Source organism: Rhodococcus sp. R1101 (assembly GCF_000278445.1).
Classification (GTDB): domain Bacteria; phylum Actinomycetota; class Actinomycetes; order Mycobacteriales; family Mycobacteriaceae; genus Rhodococcus; species Rhodococcus gordoniae.
Map to the genome: position 1 here is coordinate 1 of NZ_AJVB01000467.1, position 3,050 is coordinate 3,050.

Sequence of the window (3,050 nt, forward strand, 5' to 3'; positions counted from 1 at the left end):
CGCCCTCCGCACACCGCTCGACGAGGCGGCGCTCCGCGATGTTCTCGTCGGCGCCGAGCGTGAGGGCTTCTACACCCGTCTCGACGTCGTCGCCGACACGGCTTCGACCAACGCGGATCTGCTCGCCGTCGCCGCGACCGGCGACGACCGCCGGGTGCTCCTCGCCGAGTTCCAGCACGGGGGCCGCGGTCGCCACTCGCGCACCTGGAACGGGGTGCCCGGCGCGCAGATCATCGTCTCGGTCCTGCTGCGCCTGCCCGAGTGCCCGCTGCAGAACCTCGGATGGCTCCCGCTGCTGTGCGGTGTCGCCACGGTCGACGCCGTGCGATCGGTCACCGGCGTGGAGGCGAAATTGAAGTGGCCCAACGACGTTCTCGTCGACGGACGCAAGCTCGCCGGCATCCTCGTGGAGGTCGCCACCACCTCGCCGGTGCCCACGGTGGTCGCCGGGATCGGCATCAACGCCACCCTCGGACGCGACGAACTGCCTGTGCCCACCGCCACCTCTCTGTTGCTCGAGGACGCCGCCGAACTCGATCGCACCCCGCTCGCGCAGGCGCTGCTGGCGGGTTTCGGTGAGCGGATCCGGGCATGGGCCCGCGCGGGATGGGACACCGCCGACCTGGCCGCGGCGTACCGCGAACGGTGCAGCACGATCGGGCAACGCGTCCGCGCGATCCTGCCCGGCGACACCGAACTGCACGGCGTCGCCACCGACGTCGACGACCAGGGGCGCATCGTGATCCGCCCCGACGGTGGGGGAGATGCCGTGGCGGTCGCTGCGGGCGACATCACACATCTGCGCCCGGTCTGATCGCCGTGCGACCGCTCGCATCGGCACAGCACCGGCATATGCCATCGTGAGCGGTATGGGATATCCGGAGGACGCCCTTGCACCCGAGGAAGAGTTGCTGCTGCATCGGCATCCGCACTGGAAGGCGCTCGTGCTGCCGACGGTGATCTTCCTCGCGTCCACGATGATCGCCGGATTCCTGCTGGGCACGATCCAGGCGCGCCTCGACGGTGCGGCCGCGACCGCGTGCGCCGTCGCCGTGGCCGTCGTATGGATCGGCATCGTCGGCCGGCTGTGCGTCCCCCGTTTCGTCGGGTGGCTGACGACGCATTTCATCGTCACCGACCGGCGCGTCCTCGTCCGCACCGGCGTCCTCACCCACACCGGTATCGACATCCCGATGGGCCGGATCAGCAACGTCCAGTTCCGGCACGGTCTCGTCGACCGGATACTGCGGACCGGCACGCTCGTCGTCGTCTCCGCGGCCGACGATCCCATCGAGTTCGACGACATCCCCGACGTGCAGCAGGTGCACGCCCTGCTCTACCGGCAGGCCTTCGACGCACAGGAGTCGCGCCCCGACGACCGTCACACCACTCGTTACCGGCGCGACGAACACGAGCACCGGAAGGCCTGGTGACGGCGAGCGGAACGACCGCCGACACGACCCGCTCGTAATCCCGACAAAGCGAACCCCGATCCGTAGGCTGGCGTGGTGACTGCCGTTCTACTCGCCGAAGACGACGACGCCATCGCTGCACCGCTGTCCCGCGCGCTGGGACGCGAAGGGTACGACGTGACCGTCGAGGACAACGGTCCGGACGCGCTCGACCAGGCACTGTCGGGCAGGTTCGAACTGCTCATCCTCGATCTCGGTCTCCCCGGAATGGACGGACTCGAGGTGTGCCGCCAGATCCGGGCGAGCCGCTCCGATCTCGCCGTCCTCATGCTCACCGCCCGCACCGACGAAGTGGACTTCGTCGTCGGTCTCGATGCCGGTGCCGACGACTACGTCGGCAAACCCTTCCGCCTCGCCGAACTCATGGCGCGTGTGCGCGCGCTGCTGCGTCGCCGTGGCGGCCCGGAGAACGACGACATCGTGGACGTCGCCGGGATCCGGCTCGAGCGCGCCGCGCGCCGCGTCCTCGTGGACGGCTCGGAAGTGACCCTCGCCAACAAGGAGTACGAGCTCCTGCGTGTGCTGCTCGAGCACGCGGGGCAGGTCGTCTCTCGCGACGCCATTCTCGAGGAGGTGTGGGGCGACGCCGATCTGCGCGGTTCGAAGACTCTCGACATGCACATGTCGTGGTTGCGCCGGAAGATCGGCGACGAGGGACCGGCCGGGGAACGTCGCATCGCCACGGTGCGCGGCGTCGGTTTCCGGCTGAACACCGACTAGCCTTTCGGCGTGCGCAGCCGCATCCTCAACGCCGTCCTGGCGACCGTGCTGCTCGTCGCGTTGTTGCTCGGCGTCCCCCTGGCCTACACGGCCTTCCTGTTCGTCGAGGACACTGCCCGGCGCGACCTGCAGACTCGGCTCGAACGCATGGCCGACGAGATCATCGCCCAGGAGGGCACCGACGGATTCGTCGTCGGTGGGCTCGATACGAGTTCGCTGCGCCTGCTCGTTCCCACCGACGGACGGGCCGTCGTCGTGTATCCGACCCCCGAGAACGTCGCGGCACGCCTGGACATCGGCACGCCGGTGCTCGGGGCGTCGATCGTCGAGTCGTTGTCGATGGGCACGTCGGGCTCGCTGCTCATCGAGGTGCCCTCGGAGAGCATGCGCACCCTGCAACAACAGGTGCTCGCCGCGGTGAGTTTGCTCGTGTTGCTGTCCGTCGCGGCCGGGGCGCTGGTCGCGGTGGCGACCGCCCGACGACTCGCCGACCCGCTGCGCGACGTGGCGAACCGGGCGGCCCGCCTCGCCGAGGGAGATTTCCGCCCGGTGGCCCGGCGGCACGGCATTCCCGAGCTGGATCGCGTCTCGGACGTGCTGGACGCGGCCGCCGTCGAGATCTCGCACCGCCTGCAACGCGAGCACGCGCTCGTCGGCGACGTGTCGCATCAGCTCCGCTCCCGGATGACCGCGATCCGGCTGCGCCTGGACGAGTTGTCCACCCACGAGGATCCCGCCGTGGTGGAGGAGGCCGATGCGGCCATGGCCCAGGTGGACCGGTTGACCACCGCGATCGACGGGCTCGTGCGCCAGTCCCGCGACAGCAGCGCCGACCAGCGCACGGACGTCTCGGTGGTC

General features: G+C 70.0%; 4 protein-coding genes. All 4 read left to right on the forward strand.

Translation table 11 applies throughout. The features are described 5' to 3' along the window. Window positions 1-814, forward strand: an 814-nt coding sequence (locus R1101_RS0119985) for a biotin--[acetyl-CoA-carboxylase] ligase (protein WP_016935077.1), incomplete at its 5' end; no start/stop codon positions are given. Window positions 815-869: 55 nt separating this feature from the next. Beyond that, window positions 870-1,433, forward strand: coding sequence for a PH domain-containing protein (locus tag R1101_RS0119990; protein ID WP_016935078.1), 564 nt, complete (start codon window positions 870-872; stop codon window positions 1,431-1,433). A 75-nt stretch (window positions 1,434-1,508) separates the two neighbouring features. Then, the gene (locus R1101_RS0119995; RefSeq protein WP_026003498.1) at window positions 1,509-2,192 is read left to right on the forward strand and encodes a response regulator transcription factor; all 684 of its coding nucleotides are present in this window, start codon (window positions 1,509-1,511) and stop codon (window positions 2,190-2,192) included. Between the two features lie 9 nt (window positions 2,193-2,201). Further along, the coding region (locus R1101_RS0120000; RefSeq protein ID WP_016935080.1) for a HAMP domain-containing histidine kinase at window positions 2,202-3,050 on the forward strand (849 nt) is incomplete at its 3' end.

Excerpts from the sequence above, each read along its gene's own strand:
- R1101_RS0119990 (WP_016935078.1), top strand. The coding sequence starts at position 870 with ATGGGATATCCGGAGGACGCCCTTGCACCCGAGGAAGAGTTGCTGCTG.